The sequence below is a fragment of the Kitasatospora sp. NPDC049285 genome (genome assembly GCF_040678815.1).
In the GTDB taxonomy this organism is placed as follows: domain Bacteria; phylum Actinomycetota; class Actinomycetes; order Streptomycetales; family Streptomycetaceae; genus Kitasatospora.
Genome location: NZ_JBFAQR010000015.1, coordinates 47,215 through 72,104, shown reverse-complemented (window position 1 = coordinate 72,104; position 24,890 = coordinate 47,215). Strand labels below are relative to the sequence as shown.

The 24,890-nt window shown below is 73.5% G+C and carries 21 protein-coding genes; 8 read left to right on the top strand and 13 right to left on the bottom strand.

Annotated elements, in window-relative coordinates; all coding sequences use genetic code 11:
* Nucleotides 1–22: 22 nt before the first annotated feature.
* From AB0K51_RS13055 to AB0K51_RS13045, 3 genes are all read left to right on the top strand, one after another.
* Nucleotides 23–1,249, top strand: coding sequence for a helix-turn-helix domain-containing protein (locus tag AB0K51_RS13055; RefSeq protein ID WP_363453736.1), 1,227 nt, complete (start codon nt 23–25; stop codon nt 1,247–1,249).
* Nucleotides 1,250–1,353: 104 nt separating this feature from the next.
* Nucleotides 1,354–1,527, top strand: coding sequence for a CsbD family protein (locus AB0K51_RS13050; RefSeq protein ID WP_363453734.1), 174 nt, complete (start codon nt 1,354–1,356; stop codon nt 1,525–1,527).
* Nucleotides 1,528–1,611: 84 nt separating this feature from the next.
* On the top strand, nt 1,612–2,109 hold the full coding sequence (locus AB0K51_RS13045) for a hemerythrin domain-containing protein (RefSeq protein ID WP_363453732.1): 498 nt from the start codon (nt 1,612–1,614) through the stop codon (nt 2,107–2,109).
* 79 nt (nt 2,110–2,188) lie between these two features.
* Here the strand turns inward: AB0K51_RS13045 and AB0K51_RS13040 are convergent, their stop codons facing one another.
* A complete protein-coding gene (locus AB0K51_RS13040; RefSeq protein ID WP_363453730.1) occupies nt 2,189–2,470 on the bottom strand; it encodes a hypothetical protein in 282 nt (93 codons plus the stop codon).
* Between the two features lie 98 nt (nt 2,471–2,568).
* Here AB0K51_RS13040 and AB0K51_RS13035 point away from each other — a divergent pair, with 98 nt between their 5' ends.
* Nucleotides 2,569–3,579 (top strand): PHP domain-containing protein, encoded by a 1,011-nt coding sequence (locus tag AB0K51_RS13035; protein WP_363453728.1) that lies wholly within the window; start codon nt 2,569–2,571, stop codon nt 3,577–3,579.
* A 131-nt stretch (nt 3,580–3,710) separates the two neighbouring features.
* On the opposite strand, the gene AB0K51_RS13030 is transcribed toward AB0K51_RS13035, so the two are convergent.
* Entirely contained in the window at nt 3,711–4,337 is a 627-nt protein-coding gene (locus AB0K51_RS13030; RefSeq protein ID WP_363453726.1) for an endonuclease, read from the bottom strand.
* 596 nt (nt 4,338–4,933) lie between these two features.
* Here AB0K51_RS13030 and AB0K51_RS13025 point away from each other — a divergent pair.
* Complete coding sequence (locus AB0K51_RS13025; RefSeq protein ID WP_363453849.1) at nt 4,934–5,845, top strand: glutaminase; 912 nt, start codon at nt 4,934–4,936, stop codon at nt 5,843–5,845.
* Nucleotides 5,846–5,963: 118 nt separating this feature from the next.
* Here AB0K51_RS13025 and AB0K51_RS13020 read toward each other — a convergent pair whose 3' ends face one another.
* A complete protein-coding gene (locus tag AB0K51_RS13020; RefSeq protein ID WP_363453724.1) occupies nt 5,964–6,506 on the bottom strand; it encodes a helix-turn-helix transcriptional regulator in 543 nt (180 codons plus the stop codon).
* On the opposite strand from AB0K51_RS13020, the gene AB0K51_RS13015 reads away from it, so the two are divergent.
* Nucleotides 6,489–7,373, top strand: a complete 885-nt coding sequence (locus tag AB0K51_RS13015; RefSeq protein WP_363453722.1) for a hypothetical protein — start codon at nt 6,489–6,491, stop codon at nt 7,371–7,373. The two genes, AB0K51_RS13020 and AB0K51_RS13015, sit on opposite strands and share 18 nt — an antisense overlap.
* Nucleotides 7,374–7,425: 52 nt before the next feature.
* Here the strand turns inward: AB0K51_RS13015 and AB0K51_RS13010 are convergent, their stop codons facing one another.
* The 10 genes from AB0K51_RS13010 to AB0K51_RS12965 form a co-directional block, all read right to left on the bottom strand.
* Nucleotides 7,426–8,307, bottom strand: coding sequence for a fatty acid desaturase (locus AB0K51_RS13010; RefSeq protein ID WP_363453720.1), 882 nt, complete (start codon nt 8,305–8,307; stop codon nt 7,426–7,428).
* A gap of 134 nt (nt 8,308–8,441) precedes the next feature.
* Entirely contained in the window at nt 8,442–9,695 is a 1,254-nt protein-coding gene (locus AB0K51_RS13005) for an ATP-grasp domain-containing protein (protein ID WP_363453718.1), read from the bottom strand.
* A gap of 72 nt (nt 9,696–9,767) precedes the next feature.
* On the bottom strand, nt 9,768–10,994 hold the full coding sequence (locus tag AB0K51_RS13000; protein ID WP_363453716.1) for an ATP-grasp domain-containing protein: 1,227 nt from the start codon (nt 10,992–10,994) through the stop codon (nt 9,768–9,770).
* 124 nt (nt 10,995–11,118) lie between these two features.
* On the bottom strand, nt 11,119–13,032 hold the full coding sequence (locus AB0K51_RS12995; RefSeq protein ID WP_363453714.1) for a condensation domain-containing protein: 1,914 nt from the start codon (nt 13,030–13,032) through the stop codon (nt 11,119–11,121).
* A 59-nt stretch (nt 13,033–13,091) separates the two neighbouring features.
* The gene (locus AB0K51_RS12990; protein ID WP_363453712.1) at nt 13,092–13,328 is read right to left on the bottom strand and encodes a phosphopantetheine-binding protein; all 237 of its coding nucleotides are present in this window, start codon (nt 13,326–13,328) and stop codon (nt 13,092–13,094) included.
* A gap of 77 nt (nt 13,329–13,405) precedes the next feature.
* Nucleotides 13,406–14,776, bottom strand: a complete 1,371-nt coding sequence (locus AB0K51_RS12985; protein WP_363453710.1) for a peptide ligase PGM1-related protein — start codon at nt 14,774–14,776, stop codon at nt 13,406–13,408.
* Nucleotides 14,776–17,481 (bottom strand): AMP-binding protein, encoded by a 2,706-nt coding sequence (locus AB0K51_RS12980; protein WP_363453708.1) that lies wholly within the window; start codon nt 17,479–17,481, stop codon nt 14,776–14,778. The genes AB0K51_RS12985 and AB0K51_RS12980 overlap by 1 nt, the downstream gene beginning before the upstream one ends.
* On the bottom strand, nt 17,478–19,235 hold the full coding sequence (locus AB0K51_RS12975; protein WP_363453706.1) for an ABC transporter ATP-binding protein: 1,758 nt from the start codon (nt 19,233–19,235) through the stop codon (nt 17,478–17,480). Before AB0K51_RS12975 ends, AB0K51_RS12980 begins: the two co-directional genes overlap by 4 nt.
* Nucleotides 19,232–20,941 carry an ABC transporter ATP-binding protein gene (locus AB0K51_RS12970; RefSeq protein ID WP_363453704.1) on the bottom strand — a complete coding sequence of 570 codons (1,710 nt, stop codon included), beginning with the start codon at nt 20,939–20,941 and terminating at the stop codon, nt 19,232–19,234. The genes AB0K51_RS12975 and AB0K51_RS12970 overlap by 4 nt, the downstream gene beginning before the upstream one ends.
* A 149-nt stretch (nt 20,942–21,090) precedes the next feature.
* A complete protein-coding gene (locus tag AB0K51_RS12965; protein WP_363453702.1) occupies nt 21,091–22,149 on the bottom strand; it encodes a methyltransferase in 1,059 nt (352 codons plus the stop codon).
* 456 nt (nt 22,150–22,605) lie between these two features.
* Between AB0K51_RS12965 and AB0K51_RS12960 the strand changes: the two genes are divergently transcribed.
* Both AB0K51_RS12960 and dpgA read left to right on the top strand, forming a co-directional pair.
* On the top strand, nt 22,606–23,742 hold the full coding sequence (locus tag AB0K51_RS12960; RefSeq protein WP_363453700.1) for a glycine amidinotransferase: 1,137 nt from the start codon (nt 22,606–22,608) through the stop codon (nt 23,740–23,742).
* Nucleotides 23,743–23,774: 32 nt separating this feature from the next.
* Complete coding sequence (gene dpgA, locus AB0K51_RS12955) at nt 23,775–24,884, top strand: 3,5-dihydroxyphenylacetyl-CoA synthase DpgA (RefSeq protein WP_363453698.1); 1,110 nt, start codon at nt 23,775–23,777, stop codon at nt 24,882–24,884.
* Nucleotides 24,885–24,890: the final 6 nt, after the last annotated feature.

Sequence of the window (24,890 nt, the reverse complement as noted above, 5' to 3'; positions counted from 1 at the left end):
GATTGTTCGCAGGGAACAAAAAGTGAGCCATGCAATCCGGAGGGCCGGCGAGCTGGTCCTGGACGAGGCGACGGTCACCGCGCTTCGGGCCGCGCTGACGGCCACCGCCGACGAGGTCGTCGAGGCGATCATCGACGAGGTCCCGCCCTATGCCAACGCCCTTTCGGGCCGCATGGGCGACACCATCCGCCGAGCCGTCCGCACCGCGCTGGGGCACTACCTCGACCTCGCGAGCGGGAACGCCACGGGCGGCGACGCGGGTGACGCAGCGTACGAGCTGGGCCGCGGCGAGGTGCGCGACGGCCGTTCGATGGACGCCCTCCTCAGCGCCTACCGCGTCGGCGCCCGCGTGGCCTGGCGATGCCTGGCGGCGGGTGCCGTACCCGCAGGTCTGCCCGCCGCCGAGGTCGCCAAGTTCGCCGAGCTGACCTTCGCCTACATCGACGAGCTCTCTGCGGCGAGCGCCGCGGGCCACGCCGACGAACTGGCCGCCCGGGGCAGGGCCCACGAGCGCCACCTGGAACACCTGGCCCGCGACCTCCTCGCCGGTGCGAGTCCGGACGTGCTGCTGGCCTCTGTTCAGCGGGCCGGGTGGCAGCCTCCGGTCTCGCTGACCGCGGTCCTGCTGCCGGCCGTCGAGGCCCGGCCCGCCTACCGTGCGCTCGACCCGAGCACTCTCGTCCTCGACGATCTGCCGGACGCCACCGGTGTGCTGCTCGTCCCCGATGCCGACCGATCGCACCTCCTGCGGCAGCTGACCGACCGCACCGCCGTGGTCGGCCCGGCCCGGCCGTGGACTCGTGCGTCCGCCTCGTACGCACGAGCCGTACGTGCGCGCTCCCTCTCCTCTGACATACGCGACACCGAGGACCACCTGCCCGAGCTGGTGCTGAGCGCCGACGCGGACGCGTTCGCGGACCTGCGCGCCCGAGCCCTCGCACCGTTGCGGACCCTACCCGCCACCACCGCACGGCGGCTGGAGCAGACGCTGCGGGCGTGGCTGCTGCACCAGGGCAGGCGGGACGAGGCGGCGGCGGCCTTGTTCGTCCATCCCCAGACAGTCCGGTACCGGATGTCGCAGCTGCGGGAGCTGTTCCCGGACCTCGCATCGCCGCACCGGGTCCTCGAACTGACCCTGGCGGTGGGTCTCGGGGCCGGCGGGACTACCGGAGCGAGCGACCAGGAGGGGAGCGGCACCCGAAGGACTGTGCAGGTTCGCCCGGCCGGACACCCGCGTGCTCGGCTCTGACCTCACCGAACGCGATCCGGGCCCACCCGACACGGCGCGGGTGAAACGTGCCCGTTCGGGTAGGCGCGCGAGGACCAGGACAGGGTTTCGCGGAGGAGGACCGCATGAGTGCGGGAAAGAAGGTCGAGCACACAGCCGAGACGGCCAAGGGGAAGGCCAAGGAGGCGGCCGGCAAGGCCGTGGGCATCGAGAGACTCGTCGTGGAGGGCAAGGCCGACCAGGCCAAGGGCGACGTGGCGCAGGCAGGGCAGAAGGTGAAGGACGCACTGAAGCACTGACCCGATCGCACCTGGTCCGCGGCGGGACAGGCCGTCGGGGCCTCCCTATCGAGACCAGCTACCAGCTCATCACGGGAATCACTTATGTCTACCGACGCCATCGTCCTTCTCAAGGAGGACCACAAGGAGATACGGCAACTGTTCCGGGCGTTCGAGTCCGGCGACGATGACAGTGCCGCCAAGGCAGACCTGGTCAGCCGAATCGTGGAGGCCTTGACCGTTCACACCTACATCGAGAACGAGGTCATGTATCCCAGGGTGCGGCAGCTGGTGCCGGAGCTCGAAACGGACGTCCTCGAGTCGTTCGAGGAGCACCACGTCGCCGACCTCCTCTGCGCGGAGCTTGACGCGATGGACCCGGGTGACGAGCGTTTCGACGCCAAGACCACGGTTCTCATCGAGTCCGTCGGCCATCACATCGAAGAAGAGGAGAACGACTGGTTCCCCAAGGTGCGGGCCGCTCTCGGGCGCAAGGAGCTTCAGGAGATCGGCGCCCGCATGCTCGAGGTCCGCGCCACCGCACCCAGGCGACCGCAGCACCCGGGCGCACTCAAGATGGCAGCCGACGCGCTCCTCGGATGAGGGGAGCCCCCTGAGAATCGCCGAGCCGGTGGACCCGACGCGTGGGCCGGCTCGGCGTGGCCCGAACCACCGACGCTCCTTACTCGAGGGCGCGCAGGATCGCCACCGTGTTGCCCTCGGCGTCCAGGCACTGGGTCGTATACGAGCCGTCCGGGTCGGCCAGGACGCCCAGCACGGTGCCGTCGCCGGCCTCGTCCGGGATCATCAGCCGGTCGTTCGCGAAGTCGCCCTCCACCGGCTCCACCGGGCAGTCGGCCGGGTCGACCGAGGCGCGCTGGAGCATCTCGCGGAGGTTCTCCAGCCTCCAGTCATCGCCCTCGGCGGCGCGCGCGTGCAAGGTGGCGCAGGCGCGCTTGAGCATCCCGGTGCCCGGCTCGATCCCATCCCTGAGGCGCGGTCCCGTGCCGCGGCGTCTTCGAGGAGTCCGCCGACCAGGCGGGCAGAGCAGAGGCTGGAGGTATGGATCCGGTCGACGCACTGCGGCGGATCGCGTTCCTGCTCGAGTGGCGCGGCGCGTCCCCCTACCGGGTGAGGGCGTTCCACACCGCGGCCGATGCCGCCCGCAGACTGCACACGGGCCCGGTCGACCCGGGCGAAGCCCGGCGGTTGCAGGGTGTCGGCCCGGTCACCGCCGAGGTCATCGCACAGGCATCACGGGGCCGCGCCCCGACCTATCTCATCAGGCTCCAGGCCGAGGCAGGCCCGGCGGCCCGCTCCGCCTGGGAACTGGCGGAGGCCACCGAAGGCGACTGCCACCTGCACTCCGACTGGTCGGACGGCAGGCATCCGATCGAGGAGATGGCCGAAGCGGCCCGTGCCATGGGGCACCGGTGGGCCGTCCTGACCGATCACTCGCCGCGACTCGTGATCGCCCACGGCCTCAGCCCCGACCGGTTGCGGCGTCAGCTGGAGGAGGTGGCCGCCGTCAATGCCCGCGCCACCGGCTTTCGCCTGTTGAGCGGCATCGAGTGCGACATCCTGGAGGACGGCTCACTCGACCAGGAGGACGACCTCCTCGCACGGCTCGATGTCGTCGTCGCATCGGTGCACTCCAAGCTGCGCTCGGATGCCGAGGCGATGACCGCCCGGATGGTGGCGGCGGTGCGCAACCCGCACACCGACGTCCTCGGCCACTGCACGGGTCGCATCGTCACGGGCCGTGGCCGCCCGCAATCCTCCTTCGACGCCGAGGCCGTCTTCGCGGCGTGCGCCGAGGCCGGAACAGCAGTCGAGATCAACTGTCGGCCCGAGCGGCGCGACCCACCCGACGACCTGCTGCGCCGGGCAGCCGAGGCGGGCTGCCTGTTCGCGGTGGACACCGATGCACACGCACCCGAGCAGCTGCACTGGCAGTCCTCCGGATACGCGCGCGCCGCCCGCGCCCATCTCGGACGCGACCGGCTCCTCACTACCTGGCCCGTCGAGCGGCTCCTGGCGTGGACCGCGGTCGGCGGGCGCTCACGAGGGTAGTCGTGTCGATCGGATGTTCGGGCGGGGCCGAGGAGCGATGCCGGCGGGGGCTGCCGCCTCCTCGCCGGTGCCGTCCGACAGACGTGCGAGCACCTACCCCGGCGCGAGCGGAACCTTCTGAAACGGTGGCGTCAGGCTGCTTGGAGTTCCTTCGCCGCGTCCTTCGAGAGGCTGACCCGGACCAGGGCGGCGGCCAGTCTGGCGTGGTCCGTCGGCGGCACCAGGTCGCCGAGTCCGCGGGGCGTGTGCGGTAGACCGAGGTCCCGCGCCGTCCCGCACGCGCGGTCGTCGAAGAACGGACGCAGCTGAGGCCAGACCGCCTGGGCCTCCCGGCAGAAGATGTCCGTGCCGACCGGGCCGATCCTCGGAATCTCCTGCAGCAGGTCGCGCAGTGCGTTCAGGTCGCCGTCGGCGTCCTCCTGCATCCGGCGCAGGTCTCCGTGCCAGCGGTCGAGCACAAGCTGCGCCCCGTCGCCGAGAGCCGTGGCGGTGCTCTCGTCGTACCGGACGTAGCGGGCGCGGCCCAGCGCGTTCACGCGGTCCTGCCAGTCGGAGTCGGCCATCGCTCGAGGTGTTCGCAGTCCGGCCCGGAACAGCTCCCGGGCGGCGGCGGTGGCCGTGTCGGACTTGATGCGGATCGCGCACAGCACCGTGAGTACCAGCAACTGGTACAGCGGCGCCGGCTTGTCGCGCAGCGTGATGCCGGCGTCCTCGGCGTACGTCCGGCCGTGTTCGGACAGCAGCCTGGAGGTGATCATGTCGACTCTCATCCCTCCGGCACCTCGCCTTCCGTAAGCCCCCCAGTGCCGCGACTGCCCCGAATCCGCGCCGCCACACCGACGTGTCGGACGACCTCGGCCGGTCACGCGGACCTGAACCCCGGAGGGAAGAACGGCTGTGCCCGGAGCGTCCGCCTCGGCGGAATGGCGCCGCAGACGGGGCTCCCGCAAGACCCGTGAGCCCAGCGGCGAGGGCGGCACCCGGTTCGGGCGGGACCGCGGGTCGGCGACGGTGGCGACGGCGTCCGACGGGTGACGCAGTGGAGGTAGCCGGCGCCTTCGAGGTCGGCGGTGATCCGCTGCACGGCCCGCTCGGTGCGGCGCAGCGGGCCGCGATGTCCCGGACGCACAGTGCGGGATCGCGAGCGTTCTGGACCAGCACCCGTGCGTAGAGATCAGGGCCTGCTCGGCCCGGCGTGCGCGTTCCAGGAGCCGGCTCGGGAATCAGGCGCCGGAGCGGACTCGCGGTGTCACCGGGCCCCGGCCGAGCAGCGGTCTGCCGCGCGTCCGGGGCGCAGAGCTCTGCTTTCGCCTGGGTCGGAACATCCGGTTCAATGGCCCGCGTGGATCAGGACGTGGAGTACGGGCAGCTGCTGAAGGACGTGATGGCGATGGCGCTGGCGGGGGAGGCGCGGGGGCGGCCGGCGGACTACATTCCGGCGTTGGCGGCGGCGGATCCGTCGGCGTTCGGGATGGCGTTGGCGACGGTGGACGGCGCGGTGTTCGGGGTCGGGGAGTGGGAGGTGCCGTTCTCGATCCAGTCGGTGTCGAAGCTTTTCACTCTGGCGCTCGCACTGGCGGAGGGCGGGGACGGGCTGTGGGCGGGGGTCGGCCGGGAGCCGTCGGGGAACCCGTTCAACTCGCTGGTGCAGTTGGAGTCGGAGCAGGGGATCCCGCGCAATCCGTTCATCAACGCGGGGGCGCTGGTGGTCACGGACCGGCTGCTGGATCTCACCGGGAACGCGGCGGGTGCGGTGCGGGACTTTCTGCGCGCAGAGTCGGGGAATCCGGCAGTGGGGACGGACGACGCGGTGGCGGCGTCGGAGGCGCGCCACGGGCACCGCAACGCGGCGCTGGCGCACTTCATGGCGAGCTTCGGGAACCTGCGCAATCCGGTGGAGAGCGTGTTGGTGCACTACTACGCGCATTGCGCGATCGCGGCGTCCTGCCGGGACCTGGCGCTGGCGGGGCTGTTCCTTGCGCGGCACGGGGTACGGGCGGACGGCTCGCGGCTGCTGTCGCGCAGTGAGGCGAAGCGGATCAATGCGGTGATGCTGACCTGCGGGACGTACGACGCGGCAGGGGACTTCGCCTACCGGGTGGGGCTGCCGGGCAAGAGCGGGGTCGGCGGCGGTGTGCTGGCGGTGCTGCCGGGGCGGGGGGCGGTGTGCGTGTGGGGTCCGGGGCTGGACGCGGCGGGCAATTCGGTGCTGGGGGTGGCCGCGCTGGACGCGTTCACGACGGCGACAGGCTGGTCGGTGTTCTGAGCCGCGGTCGCCGGGGGGCGACATCGTGCCAGGCCGAGCCGGGCGCCGGTAGAGGCGAGCTCGGAACCGTGGCCGCGGTGTGCATTGGGCTCCTGGTTTTCGAGAGAACCACGGTGGGTCATTCCCGTGCGGGGGTCAGGGCGTGGGCGAGTTGGACGCTGGAGTGCAGGCCGAGTTTGCGGTAGACGCGGGTGAGGGTGGCTTCGACGGTCTTGACGCTGACGCTGACGCTGACGGTGAGGGCGGCGGCGATGTCGCGGTTGCTGGCGCCGGCGGCGGCGAGTTGGGCGCAGCGTTGTTCGGCGGAGGTGAGGCGTGGGCCGGCGTGGTTGTCCGGGGGGTTGTGCTCCAGGTGGTGGAGGGTGCGCTCGGCGGTGTCGGCCCAGGGCGGGCCTGGTGCGCGGTGAAGAGGTCGGCGGCGCTTTGGGCGGCGGTGCGGGCGCCGGCGCGGCGGCGTCCCGGGGCGGTTCAGAGGGCGGGGTGTGCGCGTTTCCGGTTTGCGGTCGGGTCGGGGTTTGGCGCGCTGTGCGTTCAGGTCCGCGAAGACGGGGCGTTCGGTGTCTGCTTCGACCTGGACGATGGCGAAGAGCGTCGGCGTGGCACCCTTGGCCCGTCCGGAGCCACGAGGGAGTTGAGGTCGGCGGTGCCCAGCAATATCCATGTGGAATTGATGGTTGACGTTCCCGATGACGCTCTCTACCGGTCGTGGGTGCGGAGTTGGTTCTCCAGCGCTCTCGACGTCCTCGGGCACGCTCTGGGCTTGCGGTACGAGCACGCAGACACGGCGCAGCCGGATGAGCTGCCCGACAGCTCTCACAGCGCTGTTGTCTTCTTGGCCCGGGAGTCGCTGGTGATGGGCGAACGCAGTCAACGCCGGGCGTTCTCCTCCGAGAATCTCGACTGGCTCTGCGACGCGGCTGTCGCCGGTCACATCACGCGCTGCGAGGCCGGCTGGGGCCGTCTGCGGGACTTCTTCGGCATCAAGGTGTGGCGCGATGACACGGACAGGAGTTGGGCGCAGTTCATCCTGGAGGTTCCCGAGGAGCACCTTCGCTCGGCGGTCGGCCGATCGGTCCAGGAGGCCGTCCTTCGGGTGCTGCGCGAGCTGGCGGAGGTCTCCAACCCGGTCTTCGGCGCATTCGGGTACGGCGACCTGACGGGGACTGAGTTCGAACACTGCACCGAGAGTTACGGGGCTTGGGACGCCTACCCCACTGCCCGCCGGTACCTGCGCGGGTACGGCTGGCTGACCGTCGTGCCGACCGAAGTCGTCGAGCGGCTCGGGGGCGTCGCCGGCCTGGAAGCCGGCGGGTCGTTCGTCGAGGTTTCCGGACTGGCCGGCGGCGGTGCCTGGCTCAGGGCCGGCATGGACTTCTTCGACTACGACTTGTCGTCTGCCGGGGGAGTGTTCCAGGCCGTCGCCGCAGCACTGAGGCCCGGAATGCCCGGCGTCCGAGAAGAGCTCGGCGTACCGGCACCACGCACCCCCGTCGTCCTGCAGGACGCGGCCGACTACGGAGCGCAGTAGTCGCGGCGAAGCGCACAGCCCGGAACTGGTCGTCCAGAACGCGCCGCAGGGATCAGCGGCGTCGGCCGAAGGAGTTGGCGAGGGCCTCGCGCAGCACGCGGCGGTAGAACGCCGGGTAGCTGCGCTCGACGTGCACGGCGAGCCGGCGGACGTCCTGGTGGCGGGGTGGCAGGCGGTTGATCGGGACGGTCATCGCGGCGTGGTGCTCGATGTGCAGGTTGTTGCCGTTGGTGAACCAGGTGCTGAGCCGACTGCCGTGGATCGAACGGGTGTTGCGCAGCACGTCGGTGGAGTCGGTGTCGCACAGGATGTGCTCGGGCAGCTCGACCAGGAAGTGCAGCGGCACCGCGACGAGCAGCGGCAGCAGCCACAGCCGCAGCAGCAGCCCGCCGAACCCGAGGGCCGCGGCGGCGCCGGCGGCGGCCACGGCGAGACCCATCAGGCGGTACTCGTTGACGACGTCCCGGCGCGCGCGGACCGAGATCTGGCCGAGGTCGTACGTCCAGCGGCCCCGGATGCTGCGGACCACCTCGGCCAGCACGGAGACCAGCCGCGGGAAGTCGAACAGGCCCCGGCAGAGCGCGCGGACGGTGACCGGCTGTCGGGTGTCGAAGCCGAAGAACTCCGAGTCGCGGGAGGTGCCGAGGTAGCGGTGGTGCTGGAGGTGCCGGACGCGGTAGTGGCTGTAGGCGACCAGCAGCGGGAACCCCAGCGGGACGCCGACCAGGCGGTGCGGTCCGGCCCGTCGGAAGGCCGAGTGGTGCAGGCACTGGTGCTGCAGCTCGACCATGTGGGTGTAGGTCGCGCCGAGCACCGTCACGCCGAGCAGCGCGGCCGGTAGCTCCGGCCGCAGGGCCAGCACCGCGCCCGCCGCCAGCAGCAGCGTGGCCAGCAGCAGCTTCCCGACGAACACCGCCTCGTCGCGCCGTGACACCCCGACCCGCCGGAAGAGCCGCTCCGGAGAGCGCGGCGCCCCGCCGTCCGGTGCCCCGGGGCTCGCCGGGCCCCGCCTCGCGCCGCCGTGCCTCGCTTCGCCGCGGTCCACGCCGTCCGCGGGCCGGAGCCTGCTCATAGCTGCGGCTCCGCGGCCGGCGTCGTCGCCTCGAGCCGGAACGAGGCCTGGTCGCAGACCAGGTCGAGCCGGCGCAGCGCCTCCTGCGGGGTGTCGGCCGTCACCACGACCTGGGCCAGCCGGTTGTCCACGTCGCCCGCGGGTGGTGGGGCGATCCGGGTGCCGACCGGGTGTTCCCAGACCATCCGGTCCAGCCAGGGCTCGGTGCGCAGCTCCTCCGGGAAGGACTGCTCGGCCACCCGCCCGTCGAAGGGCGGGTAGAGGAAGCGCACGGCGGCGCTGCGGCGCAGCGGGGCTGCCACCTCGGGGCGGCGGCCGAGGGCGATCGAGGCGGCCGCCTGGACCAGGTCGATTCCGGTCGCCAGCTGCACGGCGTAGCCGATCATGTCGCCCGCCACCCGCGCGTTGACCTCGACGATCTTCGGGCCGTCGGCGGTGAGCTTGAGCTCGACGTGGCTGACGTTGTCGTCCACCCCGAGGGCGCGCAGCGCGGCGAGGGCGACCTGGGCGGCCGGTTCGTGCGACACGTCGCCGTCCTGCGGCTCGACCAGGTGGCCGATCTCCTCGAAGTACGGTGCCAGGCCGACGGTCTTGCGGGTCAGCGCCACCGCCCGGGTCTCGCCCTGGAAGCTCACGCACTCCACGCTCACCTCGGGGCCGACCATCAGCTCCTCCACCAGGACCGGGCGGGTCCCGTCCGGCGCCGGGGCGGTGACCCGGGCCGCGAACTCGTGGGCCGCCGCGAGCTGCTCGGGGGAGTCGACCCGGATGACGCCGCGGCTGCCGGCGCTCGCGGTCGGTTTCACCACCACCGGGAACCCGATCGCGTGCGCCGCGGCCTGCACCTCGGCGAGCGAGGCGGCGCGTACGGACCGGGCGGACGGGACGCCCGCCCGGGCCAGTACGGCCCGGGTGGCGCCCTTGTCGCGGCAGGCCGCCGCGGCCTCCGGGTCGATCCCCGGCAGGCCGAGCTCGACGGCGGTGCGGGCGGCCGCGGGCACCGCGAACTCGCCCCAGGTCATCACCCCGTCGAAGTGGTGACGCATCGCCAACTCCCGTGCGGCGGTGGCCACGGCGGCCGGGTCGGTGACGGCCGCGACGGAGTGGTCGAGGAGGTACCGCGACTGCCAGGTGGGCGCCGCGCGGTCGATCATCGTGACGGTGTGGTTGGTTGCCAGGCTGGCCAGGCCGTACTCGCGGTACAGCGGGTCGCCGCTGCCGATGACGAGGATGTGCGGAAGGTCGGACATGGTGATTTCCCCCTGGTCTGCGCCGCGGGCCCGCGGCGCGGCTCTTCGACGTCCTGCTGACGGGCCGTCGGATCAGACGATGCTGACCATCGCGGCGATGGCCGCGCGGTGGGCCAGCGCCTCGGCGTGGGTGTCGGCGGTGAACAGCGCGTAGCCGAGGCGGCAGCGGAAGTCGCCGAACGGCTCCACCGGGTCGCCGGGGCCCGCGCGCAGCACCGCCTCCCGCACGTACGGGGCGGCGTGCACCTGCTCCATGCCGTGCACGGTGGTGATCACCTCGGTGCCGGGCGCGGTGAAGAGGTGCACGCCCGCGTACGCCGCCCGGCGCTCGCCGGGACGGGCGGCCGACGGCACGTCACCTCCCGTGTAGGCGGCCAGCGCCACCTGCGGTAGCGACACGCCGGTCACCCACTCGGTGAGCAGGGTGACCTTGCCGCCGGGCAGCCGGGCGCCGAGCTCGACCAGCACCGGATCGCCGTCCACCAGGCGCAGTTCGCAGTGGAACGGCCCGAGGACGACGTCCAGGGCACGGCAGACCGCGTCGACGTAGGCCGCCACCCGGTCCCGGGTCGGGGCGTCCAGTTCGGCCTGGGCGATGTGGCCGATCTCCAGGAAGTGCGGCTCCTGGCTGAGGATCTTGTGGGTGACCGAGACGACCACCGCGCGCCCGTCGTGGATGTACCCCTCGACGCTGATCTCCGGCCCCGGCAGGTACTCCTCGAGCACCACCCGGCCGTCCAGGTGGCCCCCGACGTCGTCCGGCCGGGTGTCCGCGGCCAGGGCCCGGTAGGCGCGCTCCAGGCCCGCCGGGTCGTCGACCCGGGTGACGTGGATGCTGCCCGCGGAGGCGGCCGGCTTCAGGACGGCCGGGAAGCCCACGCCGGCCGCCGCGTCCAGCAGTTCGGCGAGGCCCGCGGCCTCGGCGTAGCGCGGCACCCGCAGCCCCGCCGCCTCGACCTTGGCCCGCATCAGCGCCTTGTCGCGCAGGGCCTCGGCACCCGCGGCGGGCAGCCCCGGCAGGCCGAGCCGGTCGGCCAGCCGGGCCGTGGTGGCGACGTAGAACTCGTCGCCGGGCACCGCCCCGGCCAGCGGCGTGCGCGCGTGCAGGCGCGCCGCCAGCTCGCCGAGCCGGGCCTCGTCGTTGCAGTCCACCTCGATCAGGGTGCCGACGTCCGCCCGGACGGCGTCCGGCAGCCGCCGGTCGCCCTGGCCGTGGCTGGCGACGACGCTGTGCAGGCCGAGCGCACGCGCCTGGTGGACCAGCCCGTACGCGGAGGACGTCGGCTCGACGATGAGCACACTGGGAAGGGAGGGAAGGGGGGAACCCGGCATCTGGTCACTCGCAAGCAGGTCGTGGCGGATCGGGCAGGTCGTGGCGGATCGCCGCCGTCGGCGGATCGGGGACGGCGGCCGGATCGGCGGCTCAGCCCAGGTAGGTGGCGCCGTCGGTGGCGCGGGCGGCCTCGGGGCGCAGGCAGCGGGCGATCGCCCGCAGGGTGTACGGGGTGCCGAAGTGGGAGGAGTTCAGGCCGGTCAGACGGCGGCGCAGCAGCGCCTCGACCACCGCCGGGGCGCGCAGCACCAGGCCGCCGGCGGCCACGTAGCTGAGCGCCAGGTCGTCGACCTCGATCCCGTGGGTCTCGCGGATCGCGGCGCACAGCTCCCGTTCGGCCTCGGTCTCCGGAGGCAGCCGGGGCGCGTCGCGCTCCGGCCGCCAGCCGTCGCGCGGCAGGTCGGCCGGCCACCAGCCCGGCGCGCCCGACCCGGCCGGGACCGGCGGCAGGTAGCGGCGCGGCGCCACCACGTCGAGGTGCAGACGCTGCGCCGCCAGCAGGTGCTCGTGCACGTCGAACAGCACGGTGTCCGGCTCCAGCTCCAGACGGGCCGTCAACTCACCGTCCAGCCAGGCGACTTCCGCCTCCCGCACGCCGGCGGCCGAGCGCAGCACCCGGGCCGTGGCGGGCAGGTCGACCCAGTTGTCGCCCAGCAGCCGGCTGTCGGTCCGCACCGCGAAGTCCGGCGGCAGGAGCGCGTCCCCCGCGCCGACGAGCGCGTCGGGCCGCTCCGCCATCAGCCGGATCAGCTCGGGCAGCACGTCCGCGAAGGCGTGGACGGTGTCCAGGGACAGCATCCGGAGGTCCACGTCGACGTCCAGGACCACCTCGGCGCCCTGCACGTACACGTAGACCACCACGCACCAGGGCCGGCCGAGCTCGTCGAGCTCCTCAGCGCGCCGGTCCACCAGCACCTTCGGGTCGGGTGCTTCGGACGGCCCGGCGCCGCGCGGACGGCCCTGGAAGTTGAAGTAGACCGGCACCACGAATCCCGCCCCGCGCTCGGCGGCGGTCCGGGCCCGCTGCTCCGGGGCGACCGGGCCGAACCGGAGGTCGCGCTCGTACGCCCGCATGGTCGCCGCGCTGACGGCCCGCAGGGCCTCGGCGAAGCTCGCGGCCCCGTCGGTCTCCACCAGCACGTCCACCGGCCGCACCCGGCACTCGATCCCGTCGTCGCGGCCGACGCGGTGCGAGACGTAGTTGGCGAACAGCGTCCGCGGATGGCCCGCGTACCGGTTCAGCAGCCAGGCGACGGCGGTCATGAAGACCGTCGCGCGGGAGGCCGCGGTGCGCTCGCACACCCGGTCGACCAGCGGGAGCAGCCCCTGGTAGGAGGTGGAGGACAGCACGTAGCGCGGTCCGGTGACCGGCCGCCCGTGGCCCGGCACCGGGATCTGCGGCGCGTGCGCGGCGAGGTCGGCGGGCGCGTCCGGCTCCGGCTCCCACCGCCCTGGGACCGTCCGCGGCCGGGGTTCCGCGGCCTGGCGGTCGAGCGGGTGGGCGGTCGGGCGGGGCGCGTCGCGGCCCTCGCACAGGTCGAGCAGCTGCTCGCGCCAGTTCTGCAGGCCGGCACCGTCGCTGACGATGTGGTCGAAGACCAGGTCCACGGTGTGCACCCGACCGGCCGCCGCGTGCAGGCGGGCCGACCACAGCGGCCGGGCGAACGCGGCGCCCACGGTGAGCGGCCCGGCCCCCTCCGCCGGGGCGTCGGGTGCCGCCGGACCGGACTCCACCACCGACACCGGCGGCCGGAAGCCCTCGGCCGCCAGCACGGCCTGGACCGGCTCGCCGTCCGGGCCGATCAGGAAGACGGTCCGCAGGATCTCGTGCCGCGCCGCCAGTACGGCGAACGCGGCCGCCACCGCGTCCGCGGAGATCCCGGGCGGCAGCTCCCAGCGCCGGGTCCAGGCCGGGAAGAACTCGCCGTGGCCGCGCCAGTACGAGCGGAGCCACATCCGTCGCTGAGCGAGCGTCAGCGGCCCGCTGCGTGCAATTGCTGCCATCGTTGCTTAGCTCCGTCCGGGGTGGGGCGCCGGGCCGCGGTGCGCGGCCCGGCCGGGGGTCAGGCGGCCGTGGACAGCCGCTCGCCGACCAGCTCGCAGACGGCGGACAGGGAACGGGCGGTGACGATCTCGATCGCGTCGACCGAGACCCGGAAGTGCTCCTGGATCAGCGCGGCCAGGTGGACCGCGCTCAGCGAGGTGCCGCCGTCCTCGAAGAAGTCGGCGTCCGCGTCGGGGAGTTCGCTGTTGAGGAGGTCCGCCCACAGGGCGGCCAGCTTGGACTGGAGGTCGGTCACGATCGGTCCTTCCGGTTCGAGTGGCGACTGCACGATTGACGGACTCTCGGACGGGTCCGCCGGACAGGCGACAGGGCCTAGGCGCCGAAGAGCTCGGCCAGCGAGCGGTCGCACGCCCAGGCCCGGTCCAGGTCCTCGGCGACGACGCAGTACATGACGCCGTTGACGCCGTCGAAGGCGTTGGTGAGGACCACGCCGGTGCGGGTGTCGGGGCGGTACGCCAGGCCGGCCTCGGTCAGCCGGGCGAGCGCCGCGGCGAACGACGGCGTGGACCAGCCCTCCGGCCAGACCCGCTCCAGGATGATGCGGTCCCGGCCGAACCCGGCGCCGGTGACCGTGCGGCCGATCACCCCGTAGATGTGGGTCGATCCGGTGACCCGGCCGTTGAACTCGGTGAAGAGCACCTCGCGTTCCGGCGTGACGATGGCGTCCGGGCTCAGCACGCCCCGGTAGCCGATGGCGCGCAGCGCCTCGCCGAGCCGCTCGGCGCCCCGGAACAGCTGGTCGAGGACCTCCGGCTCCAGCCCCTGAGCGGGCATCACCTGCCCCACCGCGTACGGCGCGGACAGCAGTTCGCCCGTCCCGCCGAGGTCGGTCCCGGAGTCGCCGACCAGGTACTCGGCGAAGAAGGCGGAGCTGTCCCGGTGGTAGCGCTCGACCACCGGACGGCTGCGGCCGCCGCCGCTCAGCCACGCCCAGCGTTCGGCGAGGTAGTCGCGGACGTCGCCCGCCCCGGTGACGTGCACCACCCGGCGGGCGCCGATCGGGCGGACCGTCGGATCGGTGCTGAGGATCTCGTTGCCGCGGCCCCCGGACAGGAAGTCGTGCTTCAGGACGACGGCCTCGCCGCCCTCCAGCAGGTCGAGGACGACCCGCTCGGCGCTCTCCGGGTTGGTGCACACCGCGCCGTCGGGCACCGGCACCCCGGCGCCGCCCGCCACCGCGCGGAACACCGACTTGCTGTTGACCAGCAGCCCGCCGCCCTGCGAGACGAAGCCGTGGCCGGGCATCGCCGCGGCGAGGCCCAGCTGCCGGGCCAGCCGGGCCACGGCCGGGTCGGGCCACAGCGCGGACAGGTGCGCCACCCGGCGTCCGTCGACGGCCTTGCGGAGCTCCGCCACGAACGACGGGTCCGCCAGCCGGGCGGGGCCGAGGGTGCCCGCCGCCTCGGCGTCCTCGGCCGGGGGGACGACCACGGTGAGGGTGTCGCGGCGGGTCCCGGTGAGAGCGGTGGCGTACTCGAGGAACGCCTCGTCCGGGGCTCCCGGCAGGACCAGCACGTCCCCGTCGCGGGCGAACCAGATCAGCCGCTGCACCCACCAGCCGGTCCAGCGCCGGTCGTCGCGCACGTCCTCGCTGAAGTCGTTGCCGAGCAGTACCCGGACGCCGCCGGCGTCGGTGGGTGCGGCGGAGCGGTGCGCGCCGTCGGTGGGCGGCAAGCTGAGCATCACTGCCTCCGTTCGATGATCCGCGCCAAGGTGGCGACGGTGGGCGCGGCGAGGAACCCGAGGAGCGGTATCTCCACCCCGTACTCCTCGCGCGTGGAGTCGAGCAGCGCCAGCATCCGCAGCGAATCGCCGCCGCTGGCCAGGAAGTTGTCGTGCAGTCCGGCCCGTTCCAGCCCGAGGACGCCGCACCAGATCCGGACCAGGCCGTGCTCCAGGTCGGTGCGCGGCCGGGCGTCGTCGTCCGCGTCCGTCGGGCCGCCGGCGGTCTCCGGAGCCGGGAGCCGCGAGCGGTCCAGCTTCCCGGTCGGGCCGACCGGCATCGACTCCAGCGGCACCACCAGGGCGGGCACCGCGTAGTCGGGCAGCGTCCGGCCCAGGTACTCGAGCAGTTCGCGGCCGTCGGGCGGGATCGCGGTGGCCGAGGAGACGTAGGCGAGCAGCCGGGGCGACCCGCCGCCGCCGTCGAGGACCACGGCGGCCTGCGCCACCGTCGGGTGGGCGCGCAGCGCGGACTCGATCTCGCCGGGCTCGATCCGGTGCCCGCGGATCTTCACCTGCCGGTCGCGGCGCCCCAGGTAGAGCAGCGAGCCGTCGGGCAGCCGGCGGGCCAGGTCACCGGTGCGGTAGCCGCGGGTGCCGTCCGGGTGGGTGCGGAACGCCGCCGCGGTGGCCTCCTCCTGCCGCCAGTAGCCGAGCGCCACCGGGTCGCCGAGGAACTCCAGCTCGCCGAAGAGCTCGGTCGGGCGGCCCGCGGAGTCCAGCAGTCGCACGTCCATCCCGGGCACGGGTCGGCCGACCGGCAGCGTGGGCCGCTCCAGGTCGGACCGGGTGGCCAGGTGCTGCAGGGCGAGCGTGCACTCGGTCGGGCCCAGCCCGTTGACCAGTGCGGCGTCCGGCCCGAACACGGCCAGGAACCGAAGCAGGTCCTGCCGGGTCGCCTCCTCGCCGCCGAGCACCACCAGCCGCACACCCGCCAGCGCGTGCTCCGGAGCGCCCTCCCGCTCGCCGAGGTCGCCCACCAGATGGCGGAAGAGCGTCGGCGTGCAGTGCAGCACCGAGGCGTTCGCCGCGGCGAGCACACCGCGAAGCCCGGCGGGCGCCAGCAGCGGGTCCACCACGTGCAGGGTCGCGCCGGTCAGCAGCGCCCCGAACAGGTCCATCACCCCGGCGTCGAAGGTGAACCGGGCCAGCAGCGGCACCTGCTCGCCGCGCCCCAGCCGGATCCGCTCCGCATACCGCAGCGCGTGGGCGAGGACGTTGCCGTGGCTCTGCAGCACGGCCTTCGGCGTGCCGGTCGACCCCGAGGTGTGCAGCAGATAGGCGAGAGCCTCCCGGCCGGCCGGCCCTGGCGGCTCGGCGGCGGTCTGGTGGGTCGCCGGGCCGGAGGTGGTCTGACGGTGCGTCGCGTTGGAGGTGGGCCGGCGGGTCGTCGGGTCGGCGGCGGACTGACGGTGCGTCGGATCGGCAGTGGCCTGGTGGGGCGTCGTGGCTCCGCTGGTCTGACTTGCCGTCAGGTCGGAATCTGCCTGACCGGCCGTCAGGTCGAGGGCCAGCACCGGCCGCTGCCGGGCGAGCCGGCGGGCCCGCTCCTCCAGGGCCGGATCGCAGGCCACCGCCGTGACCTCGGCGTTGGCCAGGATCCGGGCCAGTCGGCCGTCGGGCTGGCGCGGGTCGAGCGGGACGTAGGCGGCGCCGGACTTGAGGACCGACCAGACGCCGGCCACCGCGCCGATGTCGTGGTCGCAGAGCAGCGCCACCCGGTCGCCGGGTCCGGCGTGGGCGAGCAGCCGGTCGGCGAGCGCGGTGGTGAGCGCGTCCAACTCGCCGTAGCGGAAGGCGCCGGACGGGCCGGTGACGGCGGGCGTGTCGGCGTGCTCGGCGGCCACCGCGCGGAAGCGGTCGACCAGCGTCTCCGCGGCGCCGGGCGGCGCGGGGGAGCGGTGGCCGGGCGGGACGGCGAGTGGCCAGGAGGCGTCCGGGGCCGGTGCGTCCTGCACCGGCAGCTCGCGGACCGGCGCGGCCGGGTCGGCGAGCGCCGCGGCGAGCAGGGTCGCCAGGTGGCCGAGCAGCCACCGCGCGCCGCTGCGGCTCGTCCGGCCGCGGTCGTAGCGCAGTCGGAGCAGCGCGGCGCCGTCCCGGTGCGCGAGGGCGAGGGCGAGCGGCGGCTCGGACCCGGCCGCCGCCGGGCCGGGGTCGGCGGCGCACAGGGCGGTCCGCAACGGTCCGCCGTCGCGGTCGCCGGACTGCGGCGACTCCCCGCTGTGCGGCAACTCCCCGGCGTGCGCCCGGGCTTCGGCCATCGCGACGCGGACCTGGCGCAGCAGCTCGCCGAACGGGCCGGCCGGGTCGAGCGCGATCCGGATCGGCAGCAGCACGGCGGCGCCGTCCGGTGCGCCCTGGACGGGTACCAGCAGGCGGGAGTCGAGGCCGGTCAGCAGGTCGGTGCTGCCGGTGTGCCGGTGCAGGACCGCGCAGAGCGCCGCGAGCAGCACTGCGGGTTCGCCGTCCGGGCCGTCGGAGGTGGTGAGCGCGTGTGCGGTCGCGGCCGCGAGCGGGTGCTCCTCGACGGCGGGTCGGGACTCCTGGTCGGCCGCGTACGGGAGGTCGGCGGGCAGTTCGGCCGCGGTGGCGCCGGCCAGCCGGGTCGTCCAGTAGTCGGCGGCGATCGGGGGGTGCTCCGGGGCGGTGAGCCGGCCTGTGGTCATCGCGGGACCTCCTCGTCCTGACCGTGCCAGGACGTCCAGAGCGCGGCGTAGTGGCCGCCCTTGGCGACCAGTTCGTCGTGCGGGCCGACCTCGACGATCCGTCCGTCCTCCATGACCACCACGCGGTCCGCGTCGTGCGCGGTGTGCAGGCGGTGGGCGACGGCGATGACGGTGCGGCCCTCCAGGACCGCGGCCAGTGAGCGCTCCAGGTGCCGGGCGGCGCGCGGGTCGAGCATCGCGGTGGCCTCGTCCAGCACCAGCACGTACGGGTCGGCGAGGACCAGGCGGGCCAGCGCCAGCTGCCCGGCCTGCGGCGGGGAGAGCCGGGTGGCGCCGGCGCCGAGGCGGGCGTCGAGTCCCAGTTCGGCCGCCCAGTCCCAGGCGTCGACGGCGCGCAGCGCGCGTTCCAGCTCCTGGTCGCCGGCGTCGGGGCGGGCCACGATCAGGTTGTCCCGCAGGGTGCCGGTGAAGACGTGGTGCTCCTGCGTCACCATGGCGACCCGGCGGCGCAGTTCGGCCAGCGGGAGGTCGGCGAGGGAGGCGCCGCCGATGGTCACCGAGCCGGCTCCGGGGCGGTCCACGCCGGCCAGCAGCCGGCCCAGGGTGGACTTGCCGGCCCCGGAGGCGCCGACCACGGCCAGCCGCTCGCCCGGCCGGATCACCAGGTCGACGCCGTGCAGCACGTCGTGGCCCTCGCGGTAGGCGTAGCGGACCCCGCGCAGCTCCACCGTCCGGGTGTCGCCGGCCTGGCCCGCGGCGGGGGCCGCGGTCGCGGCGGGGGACTCGGCGGGCGTGCCGACCCCGAGGATGCGGGCCAGCGAGGCGCCGCCGACCTGCAGTTCGTCCATCCAGAACAGCAGCCGGTCGACCGGGCCGATCAACTGCTGGACGTACAGCGTCGCGGCGGTCGCGGCGGCGAGCGTGACCACGCCGTGCAGGTAGAGCACGCCGCCGACGGCCATGGTGGCGACGACCGGGAGGATGTACCCGGTGTCCGCGATCGGCAGGTACACGCTGCGCAGCCACAGGGTGTACCGCTCGGCGGCGTAGGACTCCGCGATGTCGCGGTTCAGCTGGGCGAACCGCTTCTCGGCGACGCCGAGCGCCTCCACCGTGCGGGCCCCGTCGACGGTCTGGGCGATGGTCTCGGTGATCCGCGAGTAGGAGGCGTTGGCCCGCAGGTAGCCGGGCCGGGCCCGGCGCAGGTACCACCGGGTGGAGGCCCACAGCACCGGCACCGCGACCAGGCAGGGCAGGACCAGCACCGGGCTGACGAGCGCGATCGCGCCGAGCGTCAGCAGCACCGTGGTCAGCGCCACCATGGCGTCGGGGGCGGCGAGTTGGACGGTGCGGGCGAGGACGTCGACGTCCCGGGTGGTGCGGGTGATCAGGTCGCCGGCGCCGGCCCGCTCCACGGTGGTGAGCGGCAGGGCGAGGACGCGGTCGACGAAGCGCTCGCGCTGCCCGGCGAGTACCTTCTCGCCGAGCCGGACGGAGCCGAAGGTCGCGGAACGCTCCAGCAGGGACTGGGCGATGACGGCGAGGCAGATCACCAGGCCGGTGAGCGCGGCGGTGTCGACGTGGCGGCCGGCGTCCTGGATCAGCCGGCCGATCATCCACGGCGCGACCAGTCCGGCGACGGTGGCCAGCGCGTGCAGCACCAGCGTGCCCGCCAGCTCCGGCCGGTTGCCGCGGATCAACTCCTTCGCGTGGGCGCGTACTTCGCCTGGCGATGCGATGGGGAGCTCGTTCACGACGGGGCCACCTCCCGGGTGACGACGGAGCGGTAGCGCGGGTCGGCGAGAAGCTCGGTGTGGGTGCCGGTGGCGGCGACCTTGCCGTCCAGGACCAGGACGGTGCGGTCGGTGGCGTTCAGCAGGATCGGGCTGGTGGTGACGACCAGCGTGGAGCGGCCCGCCCGGTGGGCGGCCAGGCCGGCGGCCATCGCGCCCTCGGTGTTCGCGTCCACCGCGCTGGTCGGCTCCACCAGGACCAGGACCTCCGGGTCGGCCATCAGCGCCCGGGCCAGCCGCAGCCGCTGCTGCTGCCCGCCGGAGAACTCCCGCCCGCCGTTGGCGATCCGGGTGTCGAGGCCCTCGGGGAGAGCCTCGGTGATGTCGGTGGCGCAGGCCGCGTCGAGCGCGTCCGCCAGCAGCCGGGGATCGGAGGCCGCGCGGTCGCGCGGGTCGAGTTCGCCGCGCAGCGGGCCGGAGAACAGCCGGGCCTCGTTGTCGGCGACCAGGATCCGGCGCCGCACCTCGGCCAGCGGCAGGTCGGACAGTGCCACGCCCGCGTAGGAGGCGTCCGAGTCCGCGTACCGCCCGACCCGTTCGGCGAGCCCTTCCGCGTCGCGTTGGTCGGCGCAGACCACGCCGAGGATCCGGCCGGCCGGCAGCACCAGTCCGGACTGCGGGTCCAGCAGCTCCGGCGCGTCGGTGGCGGGCAGGGCGCCCTCGCCGGAGGCGAGGTCGGGCTGCAGGTCGAGCAGCTTCACCACCCGGCCCGACGCCACCAGTGCGCGGGTCAGCTGGTCGACCATGCCGGTGGCCCGGCGCAACTGCTCGGTCAGGAAGACCGCGTACCCGTAGAAGGACACCAGCAGACCCGCGCTGAGCCGGCCAGTCGCGGTGTAGTGCGCGCCCAGCCAGACCACGCCGGCGACCAGCAGGCCCGGCAGCAGCAGCTTGGCCGCGCTGATCCAGGCCTCCACGGCGGCCACCCGCACGCTCTCCCGCCGGACCTGCTGCGAGGCGGTGCGGTAGCGATCGGCGTAGACCTCTTCGCCGCCGATGCCCCGCAGCACCCGCAGGCCGGCCACGATGTCCACCGCGAGGTCGGCCAAGTCGGCCTGGCGGCTGCGCAGTTCGTCCTGCCGTGCGTGCAGCAGGCGCATCAGCCGGGCCATCGCCCAGGCGATCGCGGGGATGCCGAGCAGGACCAGCAGGCCGAGCTGCCAGGACTGCGCCAGCATGATGCCGGCCACGACCAGCGCGGAGACCACCGCGCCGCTGCCGCGTGCGGTGCTCTCCAGCGCCACGCCGACCCGGGTCACGTCGGCGGCGCCGACGCTGACCGCCTCACCGGCCGACACCTTGGCGGCCAACGCCGAACCCAGCGAGGCGGCCTGACGGGTGATCAGCTGGGTGGTGGTGTAGCTCGCGCCGTAGCGGTTGCGGACCGAGGCGCGGTCGCGCAGCATGCCGGCGACGGCCTGGCCGACGCCGAGGGCGAGCACCGCCGCGCTCCACAGCAGCAGGGCGTCCTGGCTGCGCCGGAGCAGTCCGGCGTCGATGCCCTGGCCCACCGCGGCCGGGACCAGGCCCTGGCAGAGGGCGCAGACGATGCCCAGCACCATGGCGAGCAGCGCGGTGCCGCGCTGTCGGCCGGCGAGCCATCGGAGGTAGCGGGCCGGTGACCGGTGGTCGGGGACCCCCGGTCGGGGATCGGGGAAAGGACGCATGTGCTCCCACGCCTGTCTTCGTCGTGCCGGTGCTTCGAGGGATCGGAGGAGGGCCGGATCGGGCCCCGCCCGGTGGCCGGAACGGCCTGGCCGTGCCCGGCCGTCAGGGCCGGGCGCCGGAGGGGATCGTCCCGGCCCGGTGGACCAACCTATGCCTTGACGCCGGTGGTGAGTCCGTGTTCGAACGGAAGTCCGCCGATGGTGGTCACCTCGGCGAAGCCGGCCTGGCGGAGCCACTGCTCGTAGTCCTTGGCCGGGTAGGCCATGCCCTGGCCGCTGGCGAGGATGTTGAGGTACAGCGAGAGGCGGGCGGAGAAGAGCCCGCGGGTCTCGTCGTCGGAGACGTTGTACCCGTAGACGATCGCCCGGCCGCCGGCCGGCAGGGCCTGGTGGGCCTTGCGCAGCAGGGCGACGATCTGCTCGCCGGAGAAGATCTCCAGGACGTGGCTGAACAGGACGGTGTCCGCGCCCTCGGGGAAGGCGTCCGCGAACAGGTCGCCGGCGGCCAGCTCGACCCGGTCCGGCGGGACGGCCGTGCGGGTCTGCTCGGCGAGCCGGGCCACGCTCGGCATGTCGAAGACGGTGACCCGGAGTTCGGGGTAGCGCTCCACCAGTGCGGCGGTGGTGGTGCCGTCGCCGCCGCCCACGTCCAGCAGGTGGCGGGCCGGGCCGAAGAACTCCTCGCGGTCCACCAGGCCGGAGAGGCTGTGCATCGTGAACGCGCTCATCGAGTCGTGGAAGACCCGCTCCAACTCCGGCTGGTGCGCCAGGCGTTGATAGAGCGTCGGCTCGGTGCCGGGATAGTCGGCGAGCGCGGTGTTGGTGCCGGCCCGCAGGGCCCCGGTCATCTGGCCGAAGGCCGGGTAGTAGATCTCGCGCCAGCCGAGGAGAATCCGGCGCCAGCTGTCCGGCGCGTCCGTGGCGAGCAGCTGCTCGGCCGCCCGGGCGTTGGTGTATCCGCCGGTCCCGTCCCGCTCCAGCAGGCCCGTGGTGCACACCGCGTGCAGCAGGACGCGCAGCGGATGGGCTGCCAGGCCGGTGAATTCACGGACCTTCTCGAATTCCGCTCCGGGATTGCTGGAGAGGAATCCGAATATGTCCAGTTCGGTGGCGGTCACCACCGCGTTGAAAAGAGCCGGCGCATTGACCAGGAAGTTGAATCGTTCGAGAACGGGATCCGCTTCGGGATCACCAAAAGGCTGATTCATGAGCCACCACCCCCGCGACAGCGTTCGTGCGGCATCGTCCGCCGCAGCGACCTTCTCGGAGCCTGCCACCGCAGCAGGGGCATGTCAACAAATTTTGTTCGCGCAGCTCAGCGGGGCGAGATGTCCGATTTTCCGGGTTCGATCAGGACCGGTCCACTTTCTCCTGGCACGAACTCCGATCCTTCGACAACTGCTTGCTGTCGTCGCCGACTCGTGCCTAGGCTGTGATAGCCGGATCCATTCGCCGCACCCTGCAGGCCCTGCCGAGCCCGGCCGTACGGCATTGCAAAGGATCTTTCAAAGACCCAGTTCAGCGGCCTTGTCCGAGCGATTTCAGCCCGGTTCGTGTCAGTACCGCTGCGCGCACATTCCGCCGGCGCAGTCCCCCGACGTGCGGGACCCCCGGCGGTCCGGCCACCGTTTTTCCGCCCTTCGCCACCAGGAGCGACGACGCCCATGAAGCTGAACAGTTACGACGAGTGGTCACCCCTGCGCGAGGTGGTCGTCGGCTCGGCGGTCAACTACACCTCGCACGAACGCGAGCTCTCCTTCGACCTCTTCTTCCACGACAACCTGGTCCGCTCCGAGTGGTACTACCCCCGGCTCAGCGTCGGCTCCGACCGGCCGGCGGAGCGCTCCACCATCAAGCAGCGCTACGTGGAGGAGCTGCTGGAGGACATCGAAGGCATCGTCGAGGCGCTCCAGTCCCTGGGGGTGACGGTCCATCGGCCGCTCGACGTGCACGAGAGCACCACCGAGGTGCGGACGCCGGCCTGGTCGGCCGCGGTCGTCCCGCCGCTCAACGTGCGGGACAACACGCTGATCCTGGGCGACGAGATCATCGAGACGCCGCCGATGATCCGCTCCCGCTGGTTCGAGACGCAGTTCCTCACCCCGGTCTTCAACGACTACTTCAAGCAGGGCGCACGCTGGACGGTGATGCCGCGTCCGCTGATGACCGACGCGTCCTTCGACCTGTCCTACGCCCGCGGCAGCAGCCGCGTCGGCGGGCCCACCGAGCCGATCGAGAACCCGGAGCCGTCCCCCTACGACGTCGGCTTCGAGATGATGTTCGACGGCGCCCAGTGCCTGCGGCTCGGCCGGGACCTGCTGGTCAACATCTCCACCGCGAACCACGCCATGGCCGTCGACTGGCTGGAGCGCCACCTCGAGGGGCGGTTCCGGGTGCACCGGGTCCACCAGCTCAGCGACAGCCACATCGACAGCATGGTGCTCGCGCTGCGCCCGGGCACGCTGCTGGTGCGCAACAAGGAGGTCGCCGACCAGCTCCCCGAACCGCTGCGCGGCTGGGACCTGATCGTGCCGCCCGCCCCGACGGACAACAACTTCCCGGCGTACGAGGACAACGACCTCATCCTCACCAGCCCGTTCATCGACATGAACGTGCTCTCGGCCGGCCCGGACACCGTCCTGGTCAACGAGGCGTGCCCGGAGCTGATGCGCACCCTCGAACAGCACCGCTTCACCGTCGTGCCGGTCCGGCACCGGCACCGGCGGCTGTTCGGCGGCGGCTTCCACTGCTTCACCCTCGACACCGTCCGCGACGGCGGCCCCGAGGACTACCTGTCCTGACCGCCGACATCCCGTCACCACCGAAGGGGGGAATGGTGGAAGCAGTCCTGGCCCAACCCACCGGGCCGTCCGCGCCGCCGGCCGGCCGCGCACTCCCGCGGATCGCCGCCGTCGGCACCGCGGTGCCGCCCGACTCCTACACCCAGCGCGAACTGCTCGACGAGTTCCGGATCAGCGATCCGCGGATCAGGTCGGTGTTCCTGAACAGCGCCATCGAACGGCGGCACCTGACCCTGCCGCCACGCGGCGCCGACGGCCTGCGCGCCGACGAGACCCAGGGGCAGCTGCTGCGCAAACACCTCGTCAGCGGGGTCGACCTGGCCCGACGGGCCGTCACCTCCTGCCTGGCCGCGGGCGGCTTCGAGGCCGCGGACGTGGGATACCTGTGCTGCGTCTCCTCGACCGGGTTCATCACGCCCGGCTTCTCCGCGCTGCTCATCAAGGAGATGGGGCTCTCGCCGCACTGCTCACGGCTGGACGTGGTCGGCATGGGCTGCAACGCGGGCCTCAACGCCCTGACGGCGGTCGCCGGTTGGGCCGCCGCCCACCCCGGCGAGCGGGCCGTGATGGTCTGCGTCGAGGCATGCTCGGCCGCGTACGTCTTCGACGGCACCATGCGCTCCGCCGTGGTGAACAGCCTGTTCGGCGACGGCGCCGCGGCGATCGCGGTGACCGCCGACGACACCCCGCCGGCCGGCGGCGGGCCCGCCCTGCTGCGCTTCTCCAGCCGGATCATCCCCGAGGCGGTGGGGGCGATGCGCTACGACTGGGACGACGAGCAGGGCAAGTTCAGCTTCTACCTCGACCCCGAGGTGCCCTACGTGGTGGGGGCGCACGCCGAGCAGGCCCTCGCCCGGCTGCTGCACGGCACCGGCGTGCACCGCTCGCAGATCGCGCACTGGCTGGTGCACTCCGGGGGCAAGAAGGTCGTCGACTCGGTCCGGGTGAACCTCGGACTGAGCCGGCACGACGTCCGGCACACGCTCAGCGTGCTGCGGGACTACGGCAACGTCTCCAGCGGCTCGTTCCTGTTCTCCTACGAGCGGCTCTTGGCGGAGCGGATCGTGGCACCCGGCGACCTCGGCGTGCTGATGACCATGGGGCCCGGCTCGACCATCGAGCTGGCCCTGCTGCGCTGGTGAGCGCGG